Origin of the sequence: Amycolatopsis sp. WGS_07 (genome assembly GCF_045278895.1) — a bacterium.
In the GTDB taxonomy this organism is placed as follows: Bacteria; Actinomycetota; Actinomycetes; order Mycobacteriales; family Pseudonocardiaceae; genus Amycolatopsis.
In genome coordinates this window covers 4,656,788-4,683,038 of sequence record NZ_CP136053.1, presented here as the reverse complement: position 1 = coordinate 4,683,038, position 26,251 = coordinate 4,656,788, and the positions used below count along the sequence as shown (strand labels likewise).

The window sequence follows — 26,251 nt, the reverse complement described above, 5'->3', positions numbered from 1 at the left end:
GGCGTGCGGATTACTTCCGGGCCAGCAAAAGGAGCGATGACGCCGGGTAGTCATGGAAGGGCCCCGGCCGATGAAAATCAGCCTTCTTGTGGCTATTCGTGGGCACTGTCTGTGTTACGACGACAGGCGGCATCAAGGGTGATCGAACGCGGCAGAGGGCGGATGTTGCCGTTGACTGGCGAACGAAGCATGCGGCTCGGAATGCGCCGGACGCTGGTTGGCTTTAAGTAGGACGTGCGGCGTGGTGCCACAGACCTAAGGAGCGCGAACCAAAATGCGAGCCATCACTTTCACCGAATACGGCGGGCCCGAAGTACTGCAACTGAAGGAGGTTCCGGCACCGGAACCTGGCCCGGGACAGGTCCGCGTCGCCGTCCGAAGGGCCGGGATTAACCCGATCGACTGGAAGATTCGTTCAGGGGCGATGGCCAGCGGTGCGGCACCGGAAGGTCCCCAGATCCCGGGGCTGGAGATCGCGGGAGTGGTCGACGCAGTGGGAGACGGTGCCGAATTCGGCGTCGGCGATGAGGTGTTCGGCTGGTCGGCGACGGGCGGCTACGCGGAGTTCGCTCTCGGCGGAGCAATCGTTCGTAAGCCGGCCGACCTCTCCTGGGCCGACGCTGCGGCGTTGCCGGTTGCTGGCGAAACCGCGTTGCGCGTGCTGCGTCTGCTCGACGTCAAAGCTGGCGAGCTTGTGGTTATCCATGGAGCGAGTGGCGCTGTCGGCCGGTTCGCGACACAGATCGCAGTTGCGTTGGGCGTGACAGTGATCGGAACGGCTGGACAGCGCAATCTCGATGAGGTGAAGTCGTTGTGCGCGATTCCGGTGCGTTACGGCGACGGGTGGCTCGAACGGGTCCGCGAGGTGGCGGATCGGCCGGTCGACGCGGTGTTCGACGCGTCCGGTCACGGCGTCTTGCCTGAATCAATCGAACTGCGAGGGTCGAAGGACCGCATCGTGACCATCGCCGACGGTGCGGCGTTCCAGCTTGGGCTGACTTTTTCGTCTGGGGGCAAAGACGGGCAGGGGCAGCAGGTGCTGAACGAGATCCTCGGGTATGTACACAATGGACTGCGGATTGCGCAGGGAAAGTCCTTCCCGCTGGAGGAAGCGGCAGCCGCGCAGGAGGAGAGCCAGAACGGACACCCCGGCGGGAAGCTGACTATTGCCGTTTCCTGACCATGGTTGTCGGCTAGGCTCGCCCGTGGTGCAACTCGGATGACCGGATAGGTCCGTGTCGCCATTTTGCGGCAACAGCGGTGGGTGCCATTGCCGATCAGTGGCGACAAGGGCTGGGACCCCGGTGTGCCGAGGCAAGAGTCTGTCGCCATTCAGCGGCGACAGCGAGGCGACGGGTTAGCCGTTCGGTGGCAGGACACGTCGGGATGGCCGTAGCCGTTTAGCGGCGAATGGGCTGACGTCGGTCGATCGCAGGCGAACCCGAGCGAGGGCAGAGAGCGACGGAGAGGATTCGCCAAAAAACGGCAACACCTCTCCGCAGCCCTGTGACCAGCGTGTTCGTCAGTGCACAACCGGCTGGGAGGCCGCACGACGGCCGACCAGGACCCGGCGGCGCTGCGGCGGGATGCGGACTGTGCCGAGGGCCGAGTGGACAGCGGCCTCGGCAAGAGCGGCCAGCGAACGGCGGTCTTCGGCGCGGCCGGGAGCGATCTCCGGGCACACGTGCACCTCCAGGACCAGACCGCGCAACGCGGCGACCCGGCGCAGGGACGCGATGAGCGACTCCGGTCCGATGAACGCCGGCTGGCTGGTTTCGCGACCGTCGGCGAGGCGGTAACGCAAGGCGATCGGCCGGACCGGGACACCCCCGTCGATCGCGGCCTGGAAGGTCGCCGTCGTGAAGCGACCGGAGGCCAGGCCGCACCAGGTGGTGCCCTCGGGGGTGACGTTGACGAGCGCGCCGGAGCGGAGGGCGTCGGCCAGTTCGGACATGGTGCCTGGCAAGGTGCGCAAGCGGTCGCGGTCCAGGAAGATGCTGCCGCCGCGACGCACGAGTGTGCCCAGGATCGGCCAGGAACCGATCTCGATCTTCGCGAGCGCGCGCATCGGGCGCAGGGCGTTGATGGCGATGATGTCCAGCCACGAGATGTGGTTGTTCACCACGAGTGCGCCGCGGCCGACCGGAGCAGCGAGGAAGTCCTCGCCGCCCACGACAGACATGCGGACGCCGAACGCCCTCAGCACGGCCCGGAAAATCCGGCGCACCAAGCGTTCCCGGCTCCGGCCACGGATCACCAGCAGCGCCGGCGCGATCAGCAGTGTCGCGAAGACCACTGAGATCGCGGCGGTGAAACGCAAAACCCTCCGAGGCAGGGCGACCGTCGGTGCGCCCTCGGTCAGACAATCGTCACCGCATGGCGACGTCGGCATCCAGGCGTGGCTCATCCTTGCGCTCCGAGGAAGAACTTCAAGTACCGCTCGTCGACCTGCTGCAGATCAAGAAGGACGAAGAAGTCGGCGACACCGAAGTCGGCGTCGAGCGCCGGCGGGCCGCACACTTTGGCGCCAAGCCGCACGTAACCCTTGATCAGCGGCGGAAGCATGGCCCGGTCGGGACGCGCGATCGCACCCGGGTCCCACGGGTTCAGCGGTGAGACGCGCAGCGAGTCGTCAGCGTGATGCTTGGTGCGCAGGACATCCCAGACCCCCGCGGCGTAGCTGCCGCCGTCGTTCAGCTGGACCGAAGCGCAACCAGCGAGATAACGGTGCCCCGAAAGGAGCATGTAGCGCGCGATCCCAGCCCACACCAGGCTCACGACGGCACCGCTACGGTGATCAGGGTGGACGCAGGACCGTCCAGTCTCGACCAAGGACGGCCGCAGGGCGGCGAGCGTGGTCAAGTCGAATTCGCTGTCCGAATAGAGCTTTCCGGCCTGCGCGGCACGTTCCGGCGGAAGCATGCGGTAACAGCCGACGATCTCGCCGGTGTTGTCGTCGCGGACCACGAGGTGGTCGCAGAATTCGTCGAAGTAGTCGACATCCCGGCCGGGCTCCGGGGAATGCAGTTCCGCCCCCATCTCCTCGGCGAAAACCCGGTATCGCAGCTTCTGTGCGGCGAGCACTTCATCGTTCCCGTTGGCGACCAGAAGCGAATACCGCGGCGCGCCAGCGGGAAGGTCGGCACCCGCCTGATCAGTACTGACGAGGAGCTGTGACGACGTCATGGTCAAGGTGTACCTGCCGGTAGGCGGCCGCGAAGAGTGCCAATCGATGACCGGTCAGTGCACGTTGAGTTAATTGCCGGTTCTCAGGTTCCTCTCAGGCGGGAGAGAGGCATCCGGAAAACGCGGAAGGCCGCCGCGTGGCGAGCACGCGACGGCCTTCCGAGCGAAAGAAATGTCAGCCCTTGCGCTTGTCGACAGCCTCGGTCAGCTGCGGCGCGACATTGAACAGGTCGCCCACCACACCGAAGTCGGCGATCTCGAAGATCGGAGCCTCGGCGTCCTTGTTGACCGCGATGATGGTCTTCGACGTCTGCATGCCGGCGCGGTGCTGGATCGCGCCGGAGATGCCGAGCGCGATGTACAGCTGCGGCGACACCGTCTTGCCGGTCTGGCCGACCTGGAACTGCGCCGGGTAGTAGCCGGAGTCGACAGCGGCACGGGACGCGCCGACGGCCGCGCCGAGCGAGTCGGCCAGCTTCTCGACGACGTCGAACTTCTCCGCCGAGCCGACGCCGCGGCCACCGGACACGACGATCGACGCCTCGGTCAGCTCCGGACGGTCGCCGCCCACGACCGGCTCGATGCCGGTGATCTTGGCGGCCTTCGCCGGGTCCTGCGCCGGGATCTCGACGGTCTCCTCGGCAGCCGCACCGTCGGCGGCCTCCGCCTCGACCGCGCCCGGACGCACCGACACAACTGGCGCGCCCTTGGCAGCCTTGGCCTTCACGGAGAACGCGCCACCGAAGATGGACTGGTCCACCGTGCCGTCGGCGCTGATGCCGACCGCGTCGTAAAGCAGACCGGAGCCCAGCCGCAGCGCGACCCGCGCGGCCACCTCCTTGCCCTCCGCGCTGGCGGCGACGAGCACCGCGGCCGGGGAGACCTGCTCGGCGAGCTTCGCGAGCACGTCGACCTTCGGGGTCACCAGGTAACCGGTCGCGTCGTCGCCCTCGGCGACGTACACCTTCGCCGCGCCGTGGCCGGCGAGCGCTTCCTTGGCCTTCGCCGCGGTGCCGGTCGGGCCCACCACGACAGCGGAGGGCTCGCCGAGGGCGCGCGCGGCGGTCAGCAGCTCGAGCGTGACCTTCTTGACATCACCGTCGACGTGGTCGACGAGGACGAGTACTTCAGCCATTTTCCGGAATCCTCCTCGAAACCGTGTCTCAGATGAGCTTCTGCGCGACCAGGTACTCAGCGACCTTCGAGCCGCCGTCGCCCTCGTCCTCGACCTTCTCGCCCGCGGTGCGCGGCGGCTTCGGCGAGGCCTCGACGACCGTCGACCACGCGTTGGCGAGACCGACCTCGCCCGCGTCGATGCCGAGGTCGGCGATGGTCAGCGTCTCGACCGGCTTCTTCTTCGCGGCCATGATGCCCTTGAACGACGGGTAACGCGGCTCGTTGATCTTCTCGCTCACGCTCACCAGCGCCGGCAGGTTCGCCTCGAGGTGGGTGATGCCGTCTTCAGTCTCGCGGTCGGCCTTCACGGCGGAGCCCTCGACGGTCAGCTGACGCACGTAGGTCAGCTGCGGCACGCCGAGCAGCTCGGCCAGGATCGCGGGCACGGCGGCGCCGCGGCCGTCGGACGCCTCGTTGCCGGCCAGGATCAGGTCGTAGCCCTCGACCTTGCCGACGGCGGCGGCGATGACCTTCGCGGTGGCGATCGCGTCGGAGCCGTGCAGCGCCTCGTCGGACACGTGGATGGCCTTGTCGGCGCCCATGGAGAGCGCCTTGCGGATCGCGTCGGTCGCGCGGTCCGGGCCGACCGAGATCACGGTGACCTCGCCCTCGCCGGCCTCCTTGATCTTGAGGGCCTCTTCGACGGCCTTCTCGTTGATCTCGTCGAGCACGGCGTCGGCGGATTCGCGGTCAAGTGTGTTGTCGGAACCGGAGAGCTTCCGCTCCGAGTAGGTGTCCGGTACCTGCTTGACCAGGACAACGATGTTCGTCATGGGTCTTCTTCGACCTCCCGGTTGGGGCCGGCTCTCGGCCGCGGGACAGTGCTCTACTGAGCGGTAGATTAGGGCCAATTCCCCGACCGGACCCCTCGAGGTGACGGCATTCACCTGGATGAGCAATCTATTGGGACTATCGTCCTAGTAGTTGACCGGTTAGCCCGTCCAGCGCGCCGCTCGCCCGATCGGAGCAACGGTCACTTACTCGCAGTAGGCCGTTAGGGGTTACGCTCCGGCACCATGTCCGCGCACATCGCCGTAGTCACCGACTCGACCTCGTGCCTGCCCGAGAAACTCGCCGCCCAGTGGCGAATCAGTGTCGTCCAGGTCCAGCTGCACGTCGGCGACCAGACGGACGACGAGCACCGCTTCGACCGGAGCGACCTCATCGAGACCATGAAGTCCGGCGCGGCCGTCACGACTTCGCCGCCCGATCCGGGGGCGTTTTTCTGGACCTACCAGGACGCGGCGTCCGCGGGCGCGTCCGCCATCGTGAGCCTGCACATCTCCGGACGGCTTTCGCAGACCGTCGAAGCCGCCCGCGAAGCCGCGCAGCAGGTCCGGATTCCCGTGCACATCCTCGACAGCGGGACGGCCAGTATGAGTCTCGGCTATGCCGCGGTGTCCGCCGCCCGCGTCGCCGGGGCCGGCGGGCAGCTCGAGCGGGTCCTGGACGCCGCGGAACGGCGAGTGCGCAACTCGACCGAACTGATCTACGTCGACACGCTCGAGTACTTGCGGCGATCGGGACGGATCGGCGCCGCCCAGTCGATGCTCGGAAGTGCTTTCGCGATCAAGCCGCTGCTCACCGTCCGCAATGGCGAGGTGAGCCCGCTCGCTCGCGTCCCCGGCACCAAACGAGCGATGAACCGGCTTGTCGACCTAGCGGTGAAGGCCGCCGGCGACCAGCCAGTGGACCTCGCGGTGACCCGATTCGGCTCCGACGAAAGCGAAGTCGTCCGACGGCTCCGGGAACGCGTGCCGAGCGCGGGCGACATCGTGGTGGGCGACGCAAGCACCGTGATCGGCGCGCACGTCGGGCCGGGTGCGCTCAGCATCACGGTGTCGCCGTCGAACTGACCTCGATTCGCCGCCCCGGGACCGAAAGCACCACGAGCGGAAGCAGCACTGTGACGGCGAGCCCGCCGATGATGAGCACCTGGTCGAGCTGCGGATAGTGCCCGACGTGACCCGCGTGGTAGATGAGGTGCGGGACGGCGAACAGCAGCGCCGCGACGGCCACCATCCGCGCGACAGCTGTGGTGCCCATCACGGCAGCGCCGACAAGCATCGCGCCGAGCGCCAGGCTGAGGCCGCCGAAATCGATGAGGAAGTGCTCGTTGTAGGGCCCGTCCATGGAGACCCAGCCGTGCCGGAATCCGGGAAAGTCCTGGTAGAACCCCATCGGGTCGAGCAGCGGCCACAGCCCCTGCACCAGGGTGTAAAGGCCGAGCAGGATGAGGAGGATGCGCGTGATCGTCCGTTGCATATGGCTGGAACGAGACGACTGCGCGGAACGTGACAGGCGCTAGGGTCGCGCAGGTGACCAACGCAGCCACCCGGGCCGAGGCACTGCACCTCACCGGCGAACGAACCGTCCCCGGCATCCCCGAGGAAAATTACTGGTTCCGGCGCCACGAAGCCGCCTACCTCGCCCTCCTCCCCCACTGCACCGACGCGACGGTGCTCGAAGCCGGCTGCGGCGAGGGCTACGGCGCCGGGCTCATCGCCCAACACGCCCGGCGAGTGCTCGCGCTGGACTACGACGTACCGACCACCGAGCACGTCGCTCGCCGGTATCCGGACGTCGCCGTCGCACAGGCGAACCTGGCGTACCTCCCACTGCGGGACGGCGCGGTCGACGTGGTGGCGAACTTCCAGGTGATCGAGCATCTGTGGGACCAGGACAGTTTCCTGGCCGAATGCTTCCGCGTCCTGCGCCCAGGCGGGAAACTGCTGGTCACGACCCCGAACCGGCTCACTTTTACACCGGACAGCGACACCCCGCTCAACCCGTTCCACACTCGCGAAATGGCACCGTCCGAATTGGACGGTCTGCTGCGTGCGGCCGGGTTCTCGGTTGCCGCGCTGAACGGGCTGCACCACGCGAAAACCCTGCGCACGACAGAGGCCCGCTACGGCGGCTCCATCATCGACGCGCAACTGGACGTCGTAATGGGCTCGCTCCCCGGACAAGCGACCTGGCCCGCCGACCTCCTCGCGGACGTCGCCGCGATCAGAGCCGACGACTTCACCGTGCACGACAACGATCTTGACGCGAGCCTCGACCTGGTGGCTGTGGCGGTGCGCCCGTGACCGCCCGGACTCCTTCGCACGAAGGCACGTTCTGCCTCGTCCTGCACAGCCACCTGCCCTGGTTGCCGCATCACGGCAGCTGGCCGGTCGGCGAGGAATGGCTCTACCAGGCGTGGACACACTCGTACTTGCCGGTCGTCGACCTGCTTCGCCGTTTCGCCGCTGAGGGGCGACGCGACGTCTTGACGCTCGGCATGACGCCAGTTCTCGCCGCGCAGCTTGACGATCCGTACGCCATCCGCGCCTGTCACGACTGGGTCGGCCACTGGCAGCTGCGCACACAGCACGCGTCGACGCTCTGGGGCGGCGATCCGTTGCTGCGCGACCTCGCCGCCGCCGAGCACCAGGCCGCGATGCACGCCACCGAGGAGCTGGAAACGCGCTGGCGGCATGGTTTTTCTCCTATTCTGCGGTCGCTTGTGGACAGTGACACGATCGAACTGCTCGGCGGGCCGTTGGCGCATCCGTTCCAGCCACTGCTGGACCAGAGGGTGCGACGGTTCGCCCTCCAGGCCGGGCTGGAGGACACCGCGCTGCGCATTGGCCGCGCGCAAGAAGGTATTTGGGCACCTGAATGTGGTTACGCACCGGGAATGGAACGAGATTATCACGACGCCGGTGTGCGACGCTTCCTTGTAGACGGCCCTTCACTCCATGGTGACACCTCGGCCGCGCATCCCGTCGGTGACTCCGATGTTGTTTGTTTCGGCCGAGATCTCGAGGTCACGTACCGGGTCTGGTCGCCAAAAGCCGGCTACCCAGGCCATGCCGCGTACCGCGATTTCCACACCTGGGCACACGAAGTCGGACTGAAAGCGTCACGGGTAACCGGGAAAACCGTTGCCCCGCAAGACAAATCTCCATACGATCCCGCGCTTGCCGCGGACGTTCTGGGCTCGCACGTCAAAGATTTCGTCGAAACAGTCGTCGCGCGGCTGCGGTCACTCCGGGAGCAACACGGCCGCGAATCGTTGGTGGTTGCGGCCTACGACACGGAACTATTCGGACACTGGTGGCACGAAGGTCCCGCATGGCTCGAAGGAATCCTGCGCGCACTGCCCGAAGCGGGCGTCCGGGTGACCACGCTGCGCGGCGCGCTCGAGGTCGGCCACCTAGGCGAACCGGTCCAGCTACCAGCTTCGTCATGGGGCTCTGGCAAGGACTGGCGAGTCTGGGACGGTGAGCAGGTCGCGGACATGGTGCAAGACAACGCGGCCTTGCAGACACGGCTGCTCGACCTGGTCGACAAGCAGGATGGGACCACTCGCGACGTCATCGTCGATCAGGCGGTCGCCGAAGCGATGATGGCACTGTCTAGCGACTGGGCGTTCATGGTCACCAAGGACTCCGCCGCCGACTACGCCCGCCGGCGCGCCCGCGTGCACACTGAACGGTTCGATGCCCTCGCAGGCTTGCTCCGCAGCGGGGATCGTGCCCGCGGACTCGCCCTGGCCGAGGAATACCGCCGGGCCGACGGCCCGTTCGGACATCTGGACGCGCGTGCCCTGCGCCGTCCTCTCGCATGACGATCGAAGGGAACTCCATGGGAATCCGCGACCTGCCCCTCAAGACCCTGTCCGGTGACGACGCCACTCTCGGCGGTCCGCTGGCGGGCAAGACGCTGCTCGTGGTCAACGTGGCGTCGAAGTGCGGCCTGACGCCGCAGTACAGCGGTTTGGAGCGCTTGCAGGAACGCTACGGCGACAAGGGTTTCTCGGTCGTCGGGTTCCCGTGCAACCAGTTCGCTGGCCAGGAACCAGGCACGGCGGAGGAAATCCAGACCTTCTGCTCCACCACGTACGGGGTGTCTTTCCCGCTGTTCGAGAAGATCGACGTCAACGGTGAAGACCGGCACCCGCTCTACGCCAGCATCACGGAAACTCCCGACGCGGACGGCGAAGCCGGCGACGTGCAGTGGAACTTCGAGAAGTTCCTGATCAGCCCGAGCGGCGAAGTGCTCGGTCGTTTCCGTCCGCGCACCGAGCCTGAAGACGAGACGATCGTCGCGGCGATCGAGGCGGCTCTGCCTGCTTGAGTTCCGGCCCAGCTCTCCGGCCTGCGTAGTTAGCGGCCGGAGAGCATTCGCCGTTTTTCGGCAAATGCCCGCCGTGGCCGAACCAGCAGGTTTCGAGAAGAGGCGAGGTCACCGCTAGCCCCCGTGCCGTTGCCGTTCAACGGCGAAAGACTCCGGCCTTCCTACGTCCGCTCGCCCGTGGGGGCAGTCGCTACCCGTTGGCGACTGTCGACCAATCGCGTGAGTCACCAAGGGCTGACATCGCCCGCGCACGACAAAGTCAGCCAGCGACACCAGCCGTCTCCGAGGACGTCGTCGATCGCCGGCGATTCCGACACCCCCGGTCGCCCAATCCTGCAGTCGTCGACCGGAAATGCCGAAGCAGCGCGCCCGGACGGACGCATCTCGCGAGCTTCGCAGCACCGCTGGCCAGCTCGTCGCCCGCTAGCGGCGAATCGCAAGTCGGCCTGGTCTGTCCCCCAGGCCGCAGCCCCTAACCAGGACTGCATGTCTTCCGTTGCCGCTCAGTGGCGAGTCGCAGGTCAACGGCCGTCCGGAGCTTCGCCAGATGGCTCGGCAGCGGTCTTCACCTCAGGATGCGAACCGCGGGCGATCACCGCCCGGTTGTGGTTCGCGGCGTCGACGAAGTCGAGTTTGTGCACTCGACGGTCGTAGGTGAGAAGGCCGTTCACTTCGTTCTCTACATCAGTGGTCTGAGTATAGATCGCGCCGGACAGCCCAAGATCGGAAATCAACCCTTCGAGGCGTTCGCTCACCTCCGCATACCGTCGGGTGAGGTGCGCGGAATCGGTCGTCATTTCGTAGGCGTTGGGCGGACCAGGCCAGACATGGTCTTCGAGGATCAAGCCCAGGCCGCCGTATTCGCCGTCCACCAATGCACGATGGTCCCCCTCGTGCGGCTCCCCCGGCCCGACGTACGTGTGGTCGTCGTAGATGTCTCCGGTGCCGGTGTCCGGGCGGGAGAAACAGCAGTTCACACCGCTGTTCGCGACCACAAGCCGAGTCGGGTCGAGTTCCTTCACGAGTGCCGCGATCCGGACCGTGTCGAATTCTCCCCAGCCTTCGTTGAACGGCACCCAGGCGACGATCGACGTGACATTTCGCAGCTGCGCCACCAGTTCCCGCAGCTCAGCCTCGAAGCGCTGCTGGCCTTCGGGCAATGGATCCGGTGCGTACCCAGGAGGCCCTGCGAACGAGACGACCAGCGACGGCATGTCCTGCCAGACGGCCAAACCCAGCCGGTCTGCCCAGTAGTACCAGCGCGCGGGCTCGACTTTGATGTGTTTGCGGACCAGGTTGAACCCGAGTTCCTTCGTCTTCTCCAGGTCGAACCGGAGCGCCTCGTCGGTCGGTGCGGTGTAACCGCCGTCCGGCCAGTAGCCCTGGTCGAGTGGTCCGTGCAGAAAGGTGATCCGGCCGTTCAAAGCGATCCGTGGCCGTCCGTCGACATCCGGGACGATTTCTACCGTTCGCAGCCCGCAATAGCTGGCCGCCTCGTCCAGCACATCACCGTGCGCATCCAGAAGCCGGACGGTGAGGTCGTAAAGGAACGGATCGTCCGGAGACCACAGATGCGGTTCCGGAAGGTTCGCCCGCAGCCGTGCGCCAGCAGCGCCTCGAACGCGCGCGACCTCGTCGCCGTTTGGCGGCGAAACGATCAGCTCTACTTGGGCACCACCGGAGACCTGCGGGAACACGGAAACACCAGACAAGTCCGAGGTAACTTCGAGGGAGGAAATGCGCTCGTTCGGCACGGGCTCGACCCACACAGTCTGCCAAATCCCTGACGTCGGCGTGTAGCAGATACCGCCGGGTTCGTTGCGCTGCTTGCCGATCGGGTACGGCTCGATGTCCGTGCGGTCCTCCGCGCGAACGGTAATTTCCTGCGGACCCGATGCACGGAGAGCGTCCGTGATGTCCGCGGAGAACGACGTGTACCCGCCCTCATGGGTGACCACCGACTGGTTGTTGACCCGCACCTCGGCTTTCTGGTCGACTGCACCGAAATGCAGCAGCACCCGTCGCCCGCGCCAGCCTTCAGGGATCTCGAACAGACGTCGGTACCACAGCACTTCGTCTCGTCGGCCGATTCCGGAGAGCGCTGATTCCGGCGCGAAGGGGACCAGGATGCGTTCGCTATACCCGACGGGGCGCGGCTCGGCGGGCGAAGCTGGCCATCCTGCGTACTCCCAGACGCCGTTGAGGCTCAGCCACTCCGGTCGGCGAAGCTGTGGGCGCGGGTACTCGGGCAGCACCGCGGCCGGGTCGACTCGGTCGGTCCACGGGGTGGTCAGCGGCGGGTCCGCGCGTTGCCATTCGGGCTCTGTTGGAGTCATCACCGATCATGGTGGCAGAGAATCGCGATCCGCGGCATGGCTTGACGGCCGTTCGGGCAGGCTCGTGTGCGGGGCCTCCTCGATGGCTGAGCCCGTCTGTGGGTGGTCGATCGCTGGCTGTTGGTTATCGGCGGGGTCTGCTCAGGCGGACGAGTGGAAGTGCGTCGGCGACGGTTCGCCGCTCAGTGGCTAATTGCTGGTCAGCGGCCGGAGCAGGGGTTGATTGCGGCGGGTGGACGTCGTTCGTAGCGACAGGTGATCGCCGGAGGGATTCATGCGTCGTTCCGGCGGTCGCGGCGGCGTGGAACTGCCCGCTGAGCAGGGCGGATGTTGTCGTCGCGAGTCTGCGGACCGGCCAGGCTGAAGCTGTTGCCGTTTTTTGGCGAAACGCTCTGACCAGCGAGTTCTTGCCGTCTCCGACGCTTCTCCGCCTGGTGCCAGCATGGCTTTCCGGCGGTCGTTCGGGCGGCCGCCCCGGGGTAAGCGACTGGCGAGTAACCTCGGGCCATGCGCGTGCTGATGTTGTCCTGGGAGTATCCGCCGGTGGTCATCGGCGGGCTGGCCCGGCACGTTCACGCGCTGGCGCGACATCTCGCGCAGCAAGGCCACGACGTCGTCGTCCTCTGCCGGCACACCGCGGGCACTGACGCGTCGACGCATCCGCGCAGCGATCGGGTCATCGAGGGGGTCCGGGTCGTCCGCGTCGCTGAGGATCCGATGCACCTGACTTTCGAGCGGGACCTCGTCGCGTGGACCCTCGCCATGGGGCACGCGATGATCCGGGCCGCGCAGGATTTGCTCCGCACGTGGCAACCCGAGGTCGTCCATGCGCACGACTGGCTGGTCACGCATCCGGCGATCGCGGTTGCTGAGGCTGCTCGGGTGCCGCTCGTCGGGACGATCCACGCGACCGAAGCGGGCCGGCATTCGGGTTGGCTGTCGCATCCGCTGAACCAGCAGGTGCATTCAGTCGAGTGGTGGCTGGCCAACCGTGCCGACGCGGTGATCACCTGTTCGCAGGCTATGCGCAAGGAAGTCGCGCACCTCTTCGAAATCGAGCCGGCCGATGTCGCGGTGATCCACAACGGCATCGAGGGCCGCAGCTGGCGTGTGTCGTCCAGTGAAGTCGCGAAGATGCGGGAGCGGCACAGCCCGGACGGTGCCCCGTTCCTGCTGTTCTTCGGTCGGCTGGAGTGGGAGAAGGGCGTCCAGGACCTGCTGGCCGCATTGCCTCGGATCCGCCGCCAGTTCCCGGGGACGCGGGTCGTTGTCGCCGGAAAAGGGCGACACCATGACGAACTCGTCGCGCAGGCTCGCAAGCTCCGGATTCGGCGGGCAGTGGACTTCGTCGGGCATCTCTCCGACCGCGACTTGCGCGCACTTTTGGCCGCTGCCGACGCGGTCGTGCTGCCGAGTCGGTACGAGCCTTTCGGCATCGTCGCCCTCGAGGCTGCTGCTGCGAAGGCACCGCTGGTGGCATCGACTGCGGGCGGACTTGGAGAGGTCGTCATCGACGGCGAGACTGGCTTGGCTTTCGCGCCGGGCGACGTCGCCGGCCTTGCTTCGTCCGTGACCAGCGTCTTAAGCGACGTTCCGGCTGCGACTCGGCGGGCGCGTGCGGCGCAGGCTCGGCTCGGTGCCGACTTCGATTGGGGACGGATCGCGGAGGCGACTGTCGAGGTTTACCGGCGCGCCCGGGTCGGCGAGCCGGTAGAATTGGGGCGGCCGAAGATCGCGACTGGGAACGCATTCGAGGTATAGCTCCACGCTCGCCAAAGTCCGTTGCCGTTCAGTGGCTAATGCCTGGTCAGAGACCCGTCAGCGAGGGTCGACGGCCGCGATGAGGTCGCGGTAGTCGGGGTCTGCCGCCACTCGGTCGAAGGCGCTCGCCAAGGCGGCTTCGTAGACCGGGACGGCTTTGCGCAACGTGGCTCGTCCAGCGTCGGTGATTCCGGTGTAGACGCCGCGGCGGTCGTACTCGCAGAGGCGTCGCTCGGTGAGGCCGGTCCGTTCGAGCCGGCCGACGAGGCGGGTCGCGGAACTCTGGTTGAGCGACGTCGCGTCCGCGAGTTCCTGCATGCGGAGTTCGCCGTCGGGGCGATCTGCTAGCGACATCAGGGCGACAAATTCTGAGAAGCCCAGGTGCAGCTGCCGTTGCAGGGCCTGTTCGACCTCGTGGTCGACCCGGCTGCGAAGGGCCATCATGCGGGGCCACATCGCGCCGAGGGTGGTGAGTTTCGCCCCTGCGGACTTCCGTCCGGGGGAAGGTGTGGTGGCCACGCGAACGACCTCTCCGGCAAATCCTTGCCCGGCATCGAGAAATGACGCCGAGACCTCTTGTATAGCACATGTGCGTGCATGCAATTGGGTGCTCACCAAGCCGGTCGTCGCTGGGAGGCGTTGGTGATTTGCACCGAGCAGAGCAGGGAAGTGCCTGGACGGATCGGCTAGGGCGTGTGGTTCTGCATCGTCCGAGCGGCTTGTCGGAGCGGGGTCAGTCCAACGACTGCAGGAACAGGTTGACCTGCTCTGGATGAGTCAGGGTCGGAGTGGCCGCGCCGCGGATCACGTGTACGTCGCTGGTGTTCGGGAGGCGGTCGCTCAGCAGGTCCATGTGGTCGCGAGTAAGGGAAATGTCCTGCTCGCCCCATATCAGCAATGTCGGGCAAGTTATCTCGTTCAGGTGCCCCGGTTTGAGGAGTGAAGGTTGAGTGGTCCAGGAAGTAGCCGTGCCCAAGCAGCAAGGCCGGGTCCGTCTCCTCCGGTGTCGACGAAGGAGATCGGGCGGTTGTTGACCATTGCTGTGGGCATTCGGCTGGCTTCCAGGCAGCAGACAACGGCACCGGCAAGACGCTGCGTAGTGACGAAATTTGCGGCGTGAAGCGATCGTGTGAGACGTCGCGCTGAATGCGGTTAGTCGTCGGCTTTCGCTGAACCGGTTGAACCGCCGGTGAGTTTCAGACTGATGACTCCGGCGATGATCACGGCCAGGAACAGAATCCGCAGTGGTCCCAGGCTTTCGCCGAAGATGATCGCGCCGAAGATCGCGGCGCCGCTCGCGCCGATGCCGGTCCAGACGGCGTAGCCGACGCCGACATCGATGGTGCGCAGGGCGAGGCTGAGGGTGAAAATCGTTGCGGCGGCGGCGATCACCGTGGCGATCGACCACGGCAGGTTGGTGAAGCCCCGGCTGCCGTCCGTGCTGACGGCGAACGCGATTTCGCAGACGCCGGCGAAGAGGAGGATGCCCCACGCGCGGCGGCTGGTTTGCGCCTTTTCCTCGGCGATGACTGGTGCTTCGGGCTGAGCGGACACGGCGAAAGTCCTTTCGGGAAGGGGAAGACGGGGGTCAGGCACCGGTCAACTGGAGACCGATGATGCCGCAGATCACCAAGCCGAAGCCGATGAGCTTGCGCCAGTCGAGCTTCTCTTTGAAGATCAGCGCGCCCAGCAGCACGATGCCGACCGAGCCGAGGCCGGTCCAGATCGCGTAGCCGACGCCGACGTCCAGGGTCAGCAGGGCGCGGCTGAGGAAGAAGATGCCGCCGGCTGCCATGACCAGCGTGAACACCGACGGCCACAGCTTCGTGAACCCGTTCGTGGCGTTGGCTCCGAGCGCGAAGGCGATCTCGAAGAACACAGCGATGCCGAGGTAAAGCCAGTGCATGGTTTCTCCGGGTGCGAGTGAGATCGGAAGCTGCCCGGCGCCCTTGCCGGCGACGCTCCCCCAGGTAGTTACATGTGCAATATATGTATGTCGAATCAAATAAGCAAGGGGGGTTCGGCGGATGGGGAGGCGGGGCGGTCAAGGCTGGAAAGCGGGGATGACCTGGGATTCGCCACTGAGCGGCGACGGCGATTCGGCCGATGGAGGGGTGGGAACGGAGCGGTCGCTGCGGCACCAGCGAGGTAGGGCGAGGAGCCGCTCGTTCGCATGGCGAGTGCGGCGGAGATACCGCTGGACTCGATGGCGAGCAGGGGCAAAGAGGCAGCTCGCAAAGCCAGCGGAAGCCGCAAGCTCGGGAGCGATCGAGAGCCCCGGAGAACTCCGCAAAGGCCGAAACCCGCGCCCCTCGCCAGCTAACGGCGAAAGGAGCGCGGGTTCGGAAAGACCCGAGCCCGGTGGCGGGGAGCCTCCGCCACCGGGCCCGTCCCCGGCACCATCCCAAAAAGTGGTGCGGGGTAACCGGTCGCCGGTGGTCAGGTCACTGGCGACCGGAGCCTGTCACCGCTCGGTCAGGTAGCGGGCGTAGGCGACAGTCGTGAGGAAGCTCGGCAGCTTCTCGCCGAGGGCGGTCTCGGTGAAGATCGCGCGGGCGTCGTCGAGGCGGGCCGACGGGCCGAGGTCCGCGCGGACCTTCGCCAGTTCGTCGTCCAGGAACTCGACGGCCAGCTCGTGGGTCAGCGCCGTGCCGTCCTCGAGCTTCGTGCCGTTGCGGATCCACTGCCACACCTGGCACCGCGCGATTTCGGCCGTCGCGGCGTCTTCCATGAGGTTGTGGATCGCCGCGGCACCCGTGCCGCGCAGCCAGGAGTCGACGTAGCGGAGGGCAACGTTGATGTTCGCTCGCACTCCCGCCTCAGTCACCTCGCCGCCGGCGCTCGCGACGTCGAGCAGGTCCGCAGCCTCGATCGACACGTCTTCGCGGAGCTTTCCGAGCTGGTTCGGCCAGCCGCCGAGCACGCGGTCGAACACCTCGCGGCACACGGGCACCAGGCCGGGGTGCGCGACCCACGAACCGTCGAAGCCGTCGCCTGCCTCGCGTTCCTTGTCCTGGCGGACCTTTTCCAACGCGTTTTCGTTGGTGACCGGGTCCTTGCTCGGGATGAACGCCGCCATGCCGCCGATCGCGTGCGCCCCGCGGCGGTGGCAGGTGCTGACGAGCAGTTCGGTGTAGGCGCGCATGAAGGGGACCGTCATCGTCACCTGGGCACGGTCCGGCAACACGAAATCGGCACCGTGCGCGGAGAAGTTCTTGATGACGCTGAAGATGTAGTCCCAGCGTCCGGCGTTCAGGCCGGCCGCGTGCTCGCGCAGTTCGTAGAGGATCTCGTCCATCTCGAAGGCCGCGGTGATCGTCTCGATCAGCACGGTCGCGCGGATCGTGCCGCGCGGGATGCCGAGTTCCTTCTGCGCCAGCAGGAACACGTCGTTCCACAGCCGCGCTTCCTGGTGGCTTTCCAGCTTCGGCAGGTAGAAGTACGGGCCGCTGCCGCGCGCGAGGAGCTGGCGGGCGTTGTGGAAGAAGTACAGGCCGAAGTCGACGAGGCTCGCCGAAACCGGGCGGCCGTCGATGCGGATGTGCTTCTCCACCAGGTGCCAGCCGCGAGGGCGGGCGACGATCGTCGCCGGGTCGTCGCCGATCGTGTAGCGCTTGCCCGCCTCGGTGGTGAAGTCGATGTTGCGACGGATGGCGTCGAACAGGTTGAGCTGGCCGTCGACGACGTTGTGCCAGGTCGGCGAGGTCGCGTCCTCGAAGTCCGCCAGCCACACCTTCGCGCCGGAGTTGAGCGCGTTGACCGTCATCTTCCGGTCGGTCGGGCCGGTGATCTCGACGCGCCGGTCCTCCAGACCGGGCGCGACCGGGGCGATGTGCCAGCTCTCGTCCGACCGGATCGACCGCGTTTCGGGCAGGAAGTCCAGCTGCTCCTCCCCCGACTGCAGCCGCTCGCGACGGCGGCGGCGCTCGTCGAGGAGTTCGCGGCGGCGTCCGGCGAAGGTGTTGTCGAGCTTGGCTACGAAGTCCAGTGCGGCCGGGGTGAGGATCTCGGCGAAGCGGCCATCGGCGGGCCCGGTGACCTCGATGCGGGTGTTCAACGTGTCAGCCATCTCGTACCTCCGCGAAGGGGGAAAGGAAGGGGGCGGGCCGGCGACCGGAATCGCCGGCCCGCGGGGTGCGTCAGTGGAACTGGTCTTCTTCGGTCGAACCCTTGAGCGCAGTGGTCGAGCTTTCCGGGTTCAGCGCGGTGGAAACCAGGTCGAACCAGCCGGTGCCGACCTCGCGCTGGTGCTTCGTCGCGGTGTAGCCGCGCTCCTCCGAAGCGAACTCGCGCTCCTGCAGGTCGACGTAGGCGCTCATGCCGTTGCGGGCGTAGCCGTGCGCCAGGTCGAACATCGAGTAGTTCAGCGCGTGGAAACCGGCCAGCGTGATGAACTGGAACTTGTAGCCCATGGCGCCGAGTTCGCGCTGGAATCGCGCGATGGTGTCGTCGTCGAGGTGCTTCTTCCAGTTGAACGACGGCGAGCAGTTGTAGGCCAGCATCTGGTCCGGGTACTGCGCCTTGATCGCCTCGGCGTACTTGCGGGCGACCTCGAGGTCCGGCGTGGAGGTCTCCATCCACAGCAGGTCGGCGTACTGCGCGTAGGCCAGGCCGCGGTCGATGCACGGCTCGATGCCGTTGTTGACCTCGTAGAAGCCCTCGGAGGTGCGGCCGCCGGTGAGGTACTTGCGGTCGCGCTCGTCGACGTCGCTGGTCAGCAGGGTCGCGGCCTGCGCGTCGGTGCGGGCGACGACCAGGGACGGCACGTTCAGCACGTCGGCCGCGAGCCGGGCGGCGTTCAGGGTGCGCTCGTGCTGCTTGGTCGGGATGAGGACCTTGCCGCCGAGGTGGCCGCACTTCTTCTCGGACGCGAGCTGGTCTTCCCAGTGCACGCCCGCGGCTCCGGCCGCGATCATGCCCTTCATCAGCTCGAACGCGTTCAGCGGACCGCCGAAGCCGGCTTCCGCGTCGGCGACGATCGGGGCGAACCAGTCGATGTCGCCGTTGCCCTCGGCCCAGTTGATCTGGTCGGCGCGGCCCAGCGCGTTGTTGATGCGGCGGACGACGGCCGGGACCGAGTTGGCCGGGTAGAGGCTCTGGTCCGGGTAGGTCTGGCCGGCGAGGTTGGCGTCGGCGGCGACCTGCCAGCCGGACAGGTAGATGGCCTTGAGGCCGGCGCGCACCTGCTGCACGGCCTGGTTGCCGGTGAGGGCGCCCAGCGCGTGGACGTAGTCCTCGCTGTGCAGCAGCTCCCACAGCTTCTCCGCGCCGCGGCGGGCGAGGGTGTGCTCTTCGACGACCGAACCGCGAAGCTTCACCACGTCGGCGGCGGAGTAGGTCCGCTGGACACCCGCCCAGCGGGGGTCGGTCTTCCACTGCTCGGCCAGCTCGGCCGCCGCCTGCTCGAGCTGATTGGCCTGCTCGGTCATCGGACTCTCCCGTGTTGCGAAGTTTGCGATTGCTCGCCTTGCCTGGTCACGACCCTGACACGAGCGGGAAAACCCGGTCTACTGCTCCAATTTGCCAATTTCTGCGAAGATTGCCTAGCATGTTGCAAAGGTTGCGAATCAAGCGTTCGCAACCGCAGCGAAAATTCGCGGGCTTGATCGTTCACGTAATCGTTCAGGCCCGGAAACCTTCCGGCCGGACGGAGCACCCATGGACAAAACTTTCGCCGGGGCGCGGCTGCGGCATCTGCGCGAGAGCCGGTCGATGAGCCAGGCGGACCTCGCCCGTGTGCTCGAGATCTCACCCAGTTATCTCAATCAGATCGAGCACAACTCGCGCCCGCTGACCGTGCCGGTGCTGCTGCGGATCACGCAGGCGTTCGGGGTCGACACGGAGTTCTTCGCGAACAACGACACCTCGCGGCTCGTCGCTGACGTGAAAGAAGCCCTGCTCGACGAGGCCGTGGGGGTCGAAGCGACCACGAGCGAACTGAACGACCTGGCCAGCAACCTGCCGTCCATCGCCCAGGCGCTGGTGAAACTGCACCGCAGCTACCGCAACGCGGTCGAAAGCACCGCCGCGCTGACCACGGAAAACGGGCTCGGCCTGCACGGAAGCGCTGCCGCGCCGTTGCCGCACGAGGAGGTCCGCGACTTCTTCTACGAGCGGGAGAACTACGTCGCCGAGCTGGACGAACGGGCGGAGCGGATGGCCGCCGAGATCCCGCTGCGGCGCGGATCGGTGCTGGGGTCGCTCAAGGAACGGCTGTGGCAGCGCTACGGCGTCGACGTGACGAACGAGGGCATCAACGAATCCGCTGGTGAACAGCATCGATACGAGCCCGCGACGCGCGTGTTGCGGCTGGCGCCGAGCCTTCGCGTCGGGCAGCAGGCATTCCGGATGGCGTCCCAGATCGCGCTGCTGGAATACGACGACCTGATCACCGAACTCGCCGATTCGTGGGCGTTTTCCGGCCCGGCCGCGCGGACGCTCGCGCGGGTCGGCCTGGCGAACTACTTCGCCGGCGCGCTGATCCTGCCCTACAGCCCGTTCCTGGCCGCGGCCGAGGAGTTCCGGTACGACATCGAGCGGCTTTGCGACCACTTCGGCGTCGGTTTCGAGACCACGTGCCACCGGCTGTCGACTCTTCAGCGGCCAAAACAGCGCGGGGTGCCGTTCTCGTTCGTGCGCGTGGACCGGGCCGGGAACATGTCGAAACGCCAGTCGGCTGCGGGTTTCCACTTCTCGCGCGTCGGCGGCGCGTGTCCGTTGTGGAACATCTACGAGGCCTTCACCTCGCCGGGCAAGATCCTGACGCAGATCGCGGCGCTGCCGGACGGCAAGCGTTACTTCTGGGTCGCGCGGACGGTGTCGCGCAACATCGGCGGCTACGGCAGCCCGGGCAAGACGTTCACCGTCGGCCTCGGCTGCGAGCTGCGGCACGCCGGCCGGCTCATCTACTCGACCGGCCTTGACCTGGACGAACCCGCCGCGGCGACGCCGATCGGGATGGGCTGCAAGGTGTGCGACCGGCCAGCCTGTTCGCAGCGCGCGTTTCCGGCGATCGGCAAACCGCTCACGGTCGACGAAAACACCAGCACCTTCGTCCCGTATCCGGCGGTGCCGAAGACGTGAGCGCGGTCCGTGACGTGAGTGCCCCGGACGTGTTCACCGGGTGCGAAGTACATTCACCCGAGTGCACGATATCGATACGGTGAACGCAGAACTGGTCGAGCAGGCCGCCGAACGGCTCGCGGGCGTGGTCACACGCACTCCCCTCGAGCCCAACGCGCGTCTCTCGTCCCGCGTAGACGCGCGCGTGTGGCTTAAGCGCGAAGACCAGCAGACGGTCCGCTCGTACAAGATCCGCGGCGCGTACAACTTCATCGTGCAGCTCGACGCTTCGACGCGGGAGCGCGGTGTCGTGTGCGCGAGCGCGGGCAACCACGCACAAGGCGTCGCGTACGCGTGTCGCCGTTTAGGGGCGAACGGCCGCGTGTACGTGCCGGGCACGACGCCTCGGCAGAAGCGTCAGCGCATCGCGGCACTCGGTGGCGCGCACATCGAGGTCATCGTTGTCGGCGAAACGTACGAAGACGCCTTCGCTGCGGCTAAGGAAGACGCCCACCGCACCGGGGCGACGCTCGTGCCAGCTTTCGACGACGTACGCACTGTCGCCGGTCAGGGCACTGTCGCGCTCGAAGTGGTTTCGCAGCTCGGCTTCGTGCCGGATGTCCTGGTGGTGCCTGTCGGCGGCGGCGGGCTGCTGGCCGGGATCGCGACGTGGGTTCGCGAGCGGCATCCGGACATCCGGGTCGTCGGCGTCGAACCGGCCGGCGCGATGTGCATGGCGGCAGCTCTCGACGCAGGCAAACCGGTGCGGATCGACGCGGTCGACCCGTTCGTCGACGGCGCCGCGGTGCGCGAGGCCGGCCAGGTGACGTTCCCGTTGATCCGGGACAGCGGCGCGGAGCTGACGTCCGTCGCCGAGGGCGCGGTGTGCACGGAAATGCTGTCGATGTACCAATCGGACGGCATCATCGCCGAACCCGCGGGCGCGCTCGCGGCGGCTTCGCTGGGGACCAGCGTGCAGGTCGAGCCGGGGCAGACGGTGGTGTGCATCGTGTCCGGCGGCAACAACGACGTCAGCCGGTACAGCGAAATCCTCGAACGCTCGCTGATGCACGAGGGGTTGAAGCACTACTTCCTCGTCAGCTTCCCGCAGGAACCCGGCGCGCTGCGTCGGTTCCTCGACGAAATCCTCGGACCGGAGGACGACATCACGCGGTTCGAGTACGTGAAGCGCAACAACCGGGAGATCGGCCCGGCGCTGATCGGCGTCGAGATCCCGCGGCGGGCGGACCTCCCGGGGCTCCTGGCGCGGCTGGAGAAGAGCCCGCTGCAGGTGGAGCGGGTGGAGCCGGGGAGTCCGTTGTTCCACTTCCTGCTTTGAGGTTTCGCTGGTCTGGGGTTGGCTGTTCGGTCCGGCAGGTGCTCGCCCGGGCGTTGCCCGCAGTGGCATTGGCTGGCTGACCTGCTGCGGGCATGCCCTGTCGTTTGCCTGACCCGGCTTGGCGTTACCGGTTACGGCTGCGGAGCCGGGATCGGTTCGCCTGGGCAGGACTGCGTCGTGGGCCGACCGGTGTCGAAGAACTCGACTGCCGCAGTAGCGCAAGGAAGGCTCGACAGCGAGCCATGGGCGTCGTCCTCGACCGTCATGAGGGAACCGCCGATTCGCCGCTGAGTGGCGACGGCCCATTTGATGGGCGTGACCGGCTCGTAGGTGTGGCCAACCAGCTGCAACGGGCTCTTGCCCGGGGTGAACTGCCACTGCGTCGCGGGCACTGGCCAGCCGATGCACATCTGCTCGTAGCTGCCGTATTTGCCGGCGATCGGGTTGGCCTTGACGCGGTCTAGGTGGTCCTGCCAGACGGTGTCGAAGTCTCGAGGGGTGGGTGATTCGTTGCAGAGCAAAGCCGTCTGCTGGAACCTGCTGCCTCCGGTCCGTTCGGTGTCCCATCCGAAACCGTGCGCGGTGGAAGGTTGCGTCTGCGGGGTGCCACCGTCGCGAATTGCCACCAGGTGGCTAGCGGCGTCGACCCACTGCCGGCGCGGGTAGGCGAAGTACTGGTTGACCGTGTCGCCATTAATCGGCGAATCGCCCGAGCCGGGGCGTGGATGGTCGGTCAACTCAGCCCGCAGGTCGAGGAGGGCCTTCTCTACCTGCGGTTCTGTCTCGCCGAAGTGGTAGACGGAGTCGTACCGCGCGACCCACGCGGCGAACTCGCGGAACGTGTTCTCCCCTGCCACTGCCATGTCGTCGTCCATCGTCTTGACGCTCAACTGCGGCGGCATCACTGAATCCAGCAGCATTTTGTCGACATGGCTGTCGAAAAGCGTGCGGTACTCCGCGCCGAGCGCCGTGCCCCACGAGACGCCGTAGTAGCCGATCTTCTCCTCGCCCAGCGCTTCGCGGATGCGGTCGACGTCGCGGGCGATGTTCGGTGTGGTGAACGACTTCACCAAATCCGGGTCTTTCGCGAAGCAGGCGGCGTTCGCGGCGGCGCTGTGTTCGGCGAGGAAGCGGGCTTGGTCCTTTTCGGACAGTCCGGGGTCGGGCTGGGCATCATCCTCGGCGCACGGGATGTTCGCGCTGTAGTCGACGCCGCGTGGATCGAACCCGATCAGGTCATGGTGTTCCAGAAGCCCGGCGGCCTTGCTTTCGGCGATGTTCAGCGGAACCCCCATGCCGGACTGGCCGGGTCCGCCGGGGTTGAACACGATCGCACCCGTGCGGTGGCCGGTCGCGCGGATCCGGCTGACGGCGACGTCGATGGTCCGGCCGCCGGGATTGGCGTAGTCGAGCGGGACAGTGACCATCGCGCATTCGGTCCGGTGGTCGTCCGCATCCCAGCCTTTCGCGATCGACACGCAGGGCCGCCAGTCGAGGGTTCCTGCGGCGGCCGCCGCGGGAGCGAGTGGGACCGCCGCTACGGCCGCGATTACAGGTGCGAGTTGGCGGAGCTTCGGCATACCGGCCATGATCATCGCCGGACTGGCTGCGGACATCGGCCGATCGGCCGGACAAACCCGGCCGAAAAGACCCGAGGAGCACGGCCGGCTCGCCCAGATCAGGCCGTGAACCGGCACGTTTCCGCTGGTCAGCGTGTTTCGCCAAAAAACGGCAACACCGGTCAGCCGAGTTCGGCGCTGCCCTCGCGGTAGATCTTCGCCGACGCGATGCGGCCTCCGGACAGCCGATAGAAGCCGGCGATGGGGAAAATATGGTCCTCGCCGTTGTGGGTGAGCCGCTCAGTCAATTGGGCGGCGACCTGGTCACCGTCCGCGAGAACGTTCTCGATCTTCAACGTCGGGAGAAGTTGTTCCATCGCACCGCTGAACAGCTCGGTGAGTTCGTCGTGTCCGCGCACCACGCTGCTGCCGGTGATCCAGACCGCGTCTTCGGTGAAGCCGTCGAGGAGAGCCTGGAGGTCACGGTTGTTGAAGGCTGCGACGTGCCGACGGAGAGCTTCGCTCATGCGCCAAGGCTATCCACGCTGTCAGACTATTTTCGCCGTCGCGAAGTACGACAGGTCAGCGTCAGCTGTCGCCAAGAGTTTTCTGCAGTGCCTTGTTCGCCTTGCGCGCCATGTCGGCGACGGCCTCGCGCCGGGCCGCATCCGCGGCGTAGTCGTCCTCGCGATTGCGGACCACCCGGGCCGGTGAGCCGACCGCGATCGAGTAGTCCGGGATGTCACCGCGCACCACCGCGTGCGCGCCGAGCACGCTGCCGCGGCCGATGCGCGTGCCCTTGAGGACGCTGACCTTCGTGCCGAGCCACGTGTCCGGCCCGATCCGGACCGGCGACTTGACGATGCCCTGGTCCTTGATCGGCACGTGGATGTCCGCGGTCACGTGGTCGAAGTCGCAGATGTAGACCCAGTCGGCGACGAGCGTGGCCGCGCCGAGTTCGATGTCGAGATAGCAGTTGATCACGTTCTGCCGCCCGAACACCGACTTGTCGCCGATGCGAAGGGACCCCTCGTGGCAGCGGATGGCGTTGCCGTCGCCGATGTGCACCCAGCGGCCGATCTCCATCCGGCCGTAGCCGGGGCGGCAGTGGATCTCCACGTTCTTGCCGAGGAACAGCATGCCGCGCAGGATGATGTGCGGATTCGCGATGCGGAATTTAAGCAGGCGGTAGTAGCGCACGAGGTACCACGGCGTGTACGCGCGATTGCGCAGCACCCAGCGCAGCGAGTCGGCCGTCAGGAACTTCGCCTGGTGCGGGTCCCGCCGGGCCCGCCGCCAGGCGCGCACGCGCGACAACGCGGGCGCACCCCACATCGACGTCATGCCCTTGATCGTAACCTGTGGACGACGGCCGGCCACAGGCAAGGGGAGCACGATGGGGACCAAGCTGATCATCGACACCGACCCCGGCGTCGATGATGCTTTCGCGATCGCATTGGCCGCGAGGTCGGCGGACGTCGACCTGCTTGGCGTGACGACAGTCTTCGGGAACGTGCCGCTGACCACCACAACCGCGAACGCGCGCCGGCTGCTGCAGCTGTGCGACCGCACGGACGTGCCCGTCGCCGCGGGTGCTTCGCGGCCGCTCCTCTACCGCGAACTGCACCGGTCGAGCACCGTCCACGGCCTGGACGGGCTCTCCGGACACGCCGCCTCGTTGCCCGAAGCCACCCGCCCGCTCGAGGATTCCGACGCGGTCAGCCTGATGGTTTCCCTGCTCGAAGCCGCGGACGAGCCGGTGACCATCGCCCCGATCGGCCCCCTCACGAACATCGCCGCCCTGCTCGCGGCCCATCCCGGGGTGCGTTCGAAGATCGCGCGAATCGTCCTGATGGGCGGCGCGATCACCCTCGGCAACGCGACCGCGGTCTCGGAATTCAACATCTGGGCCGACCCGGACGCGGCACGCCGCGTGCTCGCCGAGGACGACGTCCCGTGCGTGATGGTCCCCCTCGACCTCACCCACCGATGCGCGGTCGACAGCGCGTGGCTGGCGAAACTCGCCGCATCCGGACCGATCGGACAGGCGCTGGACTCGTTCACGCCGGACTACCTCGCGCACTACCGGCAGGTGCTCGGCTACGAAGGCATCGTCATGCACGACGCGGTCGCCGTCGCCGAGGCCATCCGCCCGGGCATCCTGCACACGGAGACCTACCCGGTCGACATCGACTCGGCCCCCGGCCCGACCCGGGGCATGACGATCGTCGACCGACGGGCAGTCCCGAATTCGCCGACCGGGCGGCCGGTCGAGGTCGCGATGGACACGGAGCTGGACGTGCTGCGCGAGTTCGTGCTGTCGAGACTCGCTGGGGGCCGGTGATGGCGGGGACCGAGAGATCGCCGCTGAATGGCGAATCGCAGGTCACGCCTGGTTCGGGGGCGGGCGTGGGCGGTGGTGAGCCTGGGGATGCCGGTTCGTCGCCAGTGAGCGGCGAATCGCAGGTCACACCCCGCGCGGGAGCGGATGTCGGCGGTGGTGAGCCCGGGGATGCCGGTTCGTCGCCGCTGAGTGGCGAATCGCAGGTCACGCCCCGCGCGCGGGAGGATGTGAGCGGTGGCGAGCCCGGGGGTGCGGGTTCGTCGCCGCTGAGTGGCGAATCGGTCGCCTCGGGTGGTTCGGCCGGGGGTGGGGCGTTGCCGGCGGGCGGCGAAAAGTCTGCGCCGACCAGTGCGTCGCCGCT

24 protein-coding genes are annotated in these 26,251 nt (G+C 67.1%); 9 read left to right on the top strand and 15 right to left on the bottom strand.

Going from position 1 to position 26,251, the window contains the following annotated elements; all coding sequences use genetic code 11:
* The first annotated feature begins 274 nt into the window (after positions 1 to 274).
* Entirely contained in the window at positions 275 to 1,180 is a 906-nt protein-coding gene (locus tag RPX00_RS22185; RefSeq protein ID WP_406642075.1) for an NADP-dependent oxidoreductase, read from the top strand.
* Between the two features lie 342 nt (positions 1,181 to 1,522).
* Here RPX00_RS22185 and RPX00_RS22180 read toward each other — a convergent pair whose 3' ends face one another.
* From RPX00_RS22180 to RPX00_RS22165, 4 genes are all read right to left on the bottom strand, one after another.
* The gene (locus tag RPX00_RS22180) at positions 1,523 to 2,407 is read right to left on the bottom strand and encodes a lysophospholipid acyltransferase family protein (RefSeq protein WP_406642074.1); all 885 of its coding nucleotides are present in this window, start codon (positions 2,405 to 2,407) and stop codon (positions 1,523 to 1,525) included.
* Positions 2,404 to 3,186: a GNAT family N-acetyltransferase gene (locus RPX00_RS22175; RefSeq protein WP_406642072.1), complete on the bottom strand. Its 783-nt coding sequence runs from the start codon at positions 3,184 to 3,186 to the stop codon at positions 2,404 to 2,406. Before RPX00_RS22175 ends, RPX00_RS22180 begins: the two co-directional genes overlap by 4 nt.
* A 175-nt stretch (positions 3,187 to 3,361) precedes the next feature.
* Positions 3,362 to 4,321: an electron transfer flavoprotein subunit alpha/FixB family protein gene (locus RPX00_RS22170; RefSeq protein ID WP_378310233.1), complete on the bottom strand. Its 960-nt coding sequence runs from the start codon at positions 4,319 to 4,321 to the stop codon at positions 3,362 to 3,364.
* A 28-nt stretch (positions 4,322 to 4,349) separates the two neighbouring features.
* Positions 4,350 to 5,135 carry an electron transfer flavoprotein subunit beta/FixA family protein gene (locus RPX00_RS22165; RefSeq protein ID WP_378310234.1) on the bottom strand — a complete coding sequence of 262 codons (786 nt, stop codon included), beginning with the start codon at positions 5,133 to 5,135 and terminating at the stop codon, positions 4,350 to 4,352.
* Positions 5,136 to 5,378: 243 nt separating this feature from the next.
* On the opposite strand from RPX00_RS22165, the gene RPX00_RS22160 reads away from it, so the two are divergent.
* Positions 5,379 to 6,218: a DegV family protein gene (locus RPX00_RS22160; RefSeq protein ID WP_406642070.1), complete on the top strand. Its 840-nt coding sequence runs from the start codon at positions 5,379 to 5,381 to the stop codon at positions 6,216 to 6,218.
* Here the strand turns inward: RPX00_RS22160 and RPX00_RS22155 are convergent.
* Positions 6,196 to 6,627, bottom strand: coding sequence for a hypothetical protein (locus RPX00_RS22155; protein ID WP_406642067.1), 432 nt, complete (start codon positions 6,625 to 6,627; stop codon positions 6,196 to 6,198). The two genes, RPX00_RS22160 and RPX00_RS22155, sit on opposite strands and share 23 nt — an antisense overlap.
* Before the next feature lie 53 nt (positions 6,628 to 6,680).
* Here RPX00_RS22155 and RPX00_RS22150 point away from each other — a divergent pair, with 53 nt between their 5' ends.
* Genes RPX00_RS22150 through RPX00_RS22140 form a run of 3 tightly spaced genes read left to right on the top strand, consistent with a single transcriptional unit; the run spans position 6,681 to position 9,489 of the window.
* Complete coding sequence (locus RPX00_RS22150; RefSeq protein ID WP_406642065.1) at positions 6,681 to 7,454, top strand: class I SAM-dependent methyltransferase; 774 nt, start codon at positions 6,681 to 6,683, stop codon at positions 7,452 to 7,454.
* Entirely contained in the window at positions 7,451 to 8,980 is a 1,530-nt protein-coding gene (locus tag RPX00_RS22145) for a 1,4-alpha-glucan branching protein domain-containing protein (RefSeq protein WP_406642063.1), read from the top strand. Before RPX00_RS22150 ends, RPX00_RS22145 begins: the two co-directional genes overlap by 4 nt.
* A 17-nt stretch (positions 8,981 to 8,997) precedes the next feature.
* Positions 8,998 to 9,489, top strand: a complete 492-nt coding sequence (locus RPX00_RS22140; RefSeq protein ID WP_406643044.1) for a glutathione peroxidase — start codon at positions 8,998 to 9,000, stop codon at positions 9,487 to 9,489.
* 521 nt (positions 9,490 to 10,010) lie between these two features.
* On the opposite strand, the gene RPX00_RS22135 is transcribed toward RPX00_RS22140, so the two are convergent.
* The gene (locus RPX00_RS22135) at positions 10,011 to 11,825 is read right to left on the bottom strand and encodes a glycoside hydrolase family 2 protein (RefSeq protein ID WP_406642061.1); all 1,815 of its coding nucleotides are present in this window, start codon (positions 11,823 to 11,825) and stop codon (positions 10,011 to 10,013) included.
* A gap of 507 nt (positions 11,826 to 12,332) precedes the next feature.
* Between RPX00_RS22135 and RPX00_RS22130 the strand changes: the two genes are divergently transcribed.
* Positions 12,333 to 13,586, top strand: coding sequence for a glycosyltransferase family 4 protein (locus RPX00_RS22130; RefSeq protein ID WP_406642059.1), 1,254 nt, complete (start codon positions 12,333 to 12,335; stop codon positions 13,584 to 13,586).
* A gap of 57 nt (positions 13,587 to 13,643) precedes the next feature.
* On the opposite strand, the gene RPX00_RS22125 is transcribed toward RPX00_RS22130, so the two are convergent.
* The 6 genes from RPX00_RS22125 to aceA all read right to left on the bottom strand — a co-directional run bounded on the left by RPX00_RS22125 (position 13,644) and on the right by aceA (position 19,015).
* The gene (locus tag RPX00_RS22125) at positions 13,644 to 14,105 is read right to left on the bottom strand and encodes a MarR family winged helix-turn-helix transcriptional regulator (protein ID WP_406642057.1); all 462 of its coding nucleotides are present in this window, start codon (positions 14,103 to 14,105) and stop codon (positions 13,644 to 13,646) included.
* A gap of 214 nt (positions 14,106 to 14,319) precedes the next feature.
* On the bottom strand, positions 14,320 to 14,484 hold the full coding sequence (locus RPX00_RS22120) for an alpha/beta fold hydrolase (RefSeq protein ID WP_406642056.1): 165 nt from the start codon (positions 14,482 to 14,484) through the stop codon (positions 14,320 to 14,322).
* A gap of 254 nt (positions 14,485 to 14,738) precedes the next feature.
* On the bottom strand, positions 14,739 to 15,140 hold the full coding sequence (locus RPX00_RS22115) for a DMT family transporter (protein ID WP_406642054.1): 402 nt from the start codon (positions 15,138 to 15,140) through the stop codon (positions 14,739 to 14,741).
* 34 nt (positions 15,141 to 15,174) lie between these two features.
* Complete coding sequence (locus tag RPX00_RS22110; protein WP_406642052.1) at positions 15,175 to 15,492, bottom strand: DMT family transporter; 318 nt, start codon at positions 15,490 to 15,492, stop codon at positions 15,175 to 15,177.
* A gap of 558 nt (positions 15,493 to 16,050) precedes the next feature.
* Positions 16,051 to 17,655: a malate synthase A gene (gene aceB, locus RPX00_RS22105; protein WP_406642050.1), complete on the bottom strand. Its 1,605-nt coding sequence runs from the start codon at positions 17,653 to 17,655 to the stop codon at positions 16,051 to 16,053.
* A gap of 70 nt (positions 17,656 to 17,725) precedes the next feature.
* Entirely contained in the window at positions 17,726 to 19,015 is a 1,290-nt protein-coding gene (aceA, locus tag RPX00_RS22100) for an isocitrate lyase (protein WP_037811829.1), read from the bottom strand.
* Between the two features lie 229 nt (positions 19,016 to 19,244).
* Here aceA and RPX00_RS22095 point away from each other — a divergent pair, with 229 nt between their 5' ends.
* Together RPX00_RS22095 and ilvA are read left to right on the top strand one after the other, a co-directional pair.
* Positions 19,245 to 20,669 carry a short-chain fatty acyl-CoA regulator family protein gene (locus tag RPX00_RS22095; protein WP_406642049.1) on the top strand — a complete coding sequence of 475 codons (1,425 nt, stop codon included), beginning with the start codon at positions 19,245 to 19,247 and terminating at the stop codon, positions 20,667 to 20,669.
* Positions 20,670 to 20,730: 61 nt separating this feature from the next.
* Positions 20,731 to 21,987: a threonine ammonia-lyase IlvA gene (gene ilvA, locus RPX00_RS22090; protein ID WP_406642047.1), complete on the top strand. Its 1,257-nt coding sequence runs from the start codon at positions 20,731 to 20,733 to the stop codon at positions 21,985 to 21,987.
* A 131-nt stretch (positions 21,988 to 22,118) separates the two neighbouring features.
* Here the strand turns inward: ilvA and RPX00_RS22085 are convergent, their stop codons facing one another.
* The 3 genes from RPX00_RS22085 to RPX00_RS22075 form a co-directional block, all read right to left on the bottom strand.
* Complete coding sequence (locus RPX00_RS22085) at positions 22,119 to 23,567, bottom strand: alpha/beta fold hydrolase (protein WP_406642045.1); 1,449 nt, start codon at positions 23,565 to 23,567, stop codon at positions 22,119 to 22,121.
* 161 nt (positions 23,568 to 23,728) lie between these two features.
* Positions 23,729 to 24,073 carry a nuclear transport factor 2 family protein gene (locus tag RPX00_RS22080; protein ID WP_406642043.1) on the bottom strand — a complete coding sequence of 115 codons (345 nt, stop codon included), beginning with the start codon at positions 24,071 to 24,073 and terminating at the stop codon, positions 23,729 to 23,731.
* Positions 24,074 to 24,134: 61 nt separating this feature from the next.
* Positions 24,135 to 24,890 (bottom strand): acyltransferase, encoded by a 756-nt coding sequence (locus RPX00_RS22075; protein WP_406642042.1) that lies wholly within the window; start codon positions 24,888 to 24,890, stop codon positions 24,135 to 24,137.
* Between the two features lie 52 nt (positions 24,891 to 24,942).
* Between RPX00_RS22075 and RPX00_RS22070 the strand changes: the two genes are divergently transcribed.
* Positions 24,943 to 25,890, top strand: coding sequence for a nucleoside hydrolase (locus tag RPX00_RS22070; protein ID WP_406642040.1), 948 nt, complete (start codon positions 24,943 to 24,945; stop codon positions 25,888 to 25,890).
* Positions 25,891 to 26,251 lie beyond the last annotated feature (361 nt).

Bases quoted from the DNA above. Each gene is read 5' to 3' on its own strand.
- RPX00_RS22075 (WP_406642042.1), bottom strand. From the start codon at position 24,890: ATGACGTCGATGTGGGGTGCGCCCGCGTTGTCGCGCGTGCGCGCCTGG.
- RPX00_RS22070 (WP_406642040.1), top strand. From the start codon at position 24,943: ATGGGGACCAAGCTGATCATCGACACCGACCCCGGCGTCGATGATGCT.
- RPX00_RS22170 (WP_378310233.1), bottom strand. From the start codon at position 4,321: ATGGCTGAAGTACTCGTCCTCGTCGACCACGTCGACGGTGATGTCAAG.
- RPX00_RS22130 (WP_406642059.1), top strand. From the start codon at position 12,333: ATGCGCGTGCTGATGTTGTCCTGGGAGTATCCGCCGGTGGTCATCGGC.
- RPX00_RS22175 (WP_406642072.1), bottom strand. From the start codon at position 3,186: ATGACGTCGTCACAGCTCCTCGTCAGTACTGATCAGGCGGGTGCCGAC.
- RPX00_RS22135 (WP_406642061.1), bottom strand. From the start codon at position 11,825: ATGACTCCAACAGAGCCCGAATGGCAACGCGCGGACCCGCCGCTGACC.
- RPX00_RS22110 (WP_406642052.1), bottom strand. From the start codon at position 15,492: ATGCACTGGCTTTACCTCGGCATCGCTGTGTTCTTCGAGATCGCCTTC.
- RPX00_RS22160 (WP_406642070.1), top strand. From the start codon at position 5,379: ATGTCCGCGCACATCGCCGTAGTCACCGACTCGACCTCGTGCCTGCCC.
- RPX00_RS22095 (WP_406642049.1), top strand. From the start codon at position 19,245: ATGGACAAAACTTTCGCCGGGGCGCGGCTGCGGCATCTGCGCGAGAGC.
- aceB (WP_406642050.1), bottom strand. From the start codon at position 17,655: ATGGCTGACACGTTGAACACCCGCATCGAGGTCACCGGGCCCGCCGAT.
- RPX00_RS22085 (WP_406642045.1), bottom strand. From the start codon at position 23,567: ATGCCGAAGCTCCGCCAACTCGCACCTGTAATCGCGGCCGTAGCGGCG.
- RPX00_RS22180 (WP_406642074.1), bottom strand. From the start codon at position 2,407: ATGAGCCACGCCTGGATGCCGACGTCGCCATGCGGTGACGATTGTCTG.
- RPX00_RS22165 (WP_378310234.1), bottom strand. From the start codon at position 5,135: ATGACGAACATCGTTGTCCTGGTCAAGCAGGTACCGGACACCTACTCG.
- RPX00_RS22140 (WP_406643044.1), top strand. From the start codon at position 8,998: ATGGGAATCCGCGACCTGCCCCTCAAGACCCTGTCCGGTGACGACGCC.
- RPX00_RS22185 (WP_406642075.1), top strand. From the start codon at position 275: ATGCGAGCCATCACTTTCACCGAATACGGCGGGCCCGAAGTACTGCAA.
- aceA (WP_037811829.1), bottom strand. From the start codon at position 19,015: ATGACCGAGCAGGCCAATCAGCTCGAGCAGGCGGCGGCCGAGCTGGCC.
- RPX00_RS22080 (WP_406642043.1), bottom strand. From the start codon at position 24,073: ATGAGCGAAGCTCTCCGTCGGCACGTCGCAGCCTTCAACAACCGTGAC.
- RPX00_RS22155 (WP_406642067.1), bottom strand. From the start codon at position 6,627: ATGCAACGGACGATCACGCGCATCCTCCTCATCCTGCTCGGCCTTTAC.